The organism is Psychrobacter sp. CAL346-MNA-CIBAN-0220 (genome assembly GCF_040309805.1).
In the GTDB taxonomy this organism is placed as follows: Bacteria; Pseudomonadota; Gammaproteobacteria; order Pseudomonadales; family Moraxellaceae; genus Psychrobacter.
Map to the genome: position 1 here is coordinate 1 of NZ_JBEOPF010000277.1, position 273 is coordinate 273.

General features: G+C 43.2%; 1 protein-coding gene. It reads left to right on the top strand.

The genetic code is table 11. The features are described 5' to 3' along the window. Window positions 1-273, top strand: a 273-nt coding sequence (locus tag AAEY88_RS13635; RefSeq protein WP_350563255.1) for a sigma 54-interacting transcriptional regulator, incomplete at both ends; no start/stop codon positions are given.

Below are 273 nucleotides of genomic sequence, written 5' to 3' on the forward strand. Positions count from 1 at the left end.
TTATTGGTGAGCGTGGCACAGGTAAAGAGTTAATTGCAGCGCGTTTACACTTTTTATCTAAACGTTGGGATCAAAACTATGTAAAGCTCAACTGTGCGGCGCTTAACGAAAACCTGCTCGAAAGTGAATTATTTGGCCATGAAAGTGGTGCTTTTACTGGCGCTAGTAAACGCCACGAAGGCCGCTTTGAACGTGCAAACAGCGGTACTTTATTTTTAGATGAGCTAGCAAACACCTCCGAAATGGTACAAGAAAAACTGCTACGCGTAATAG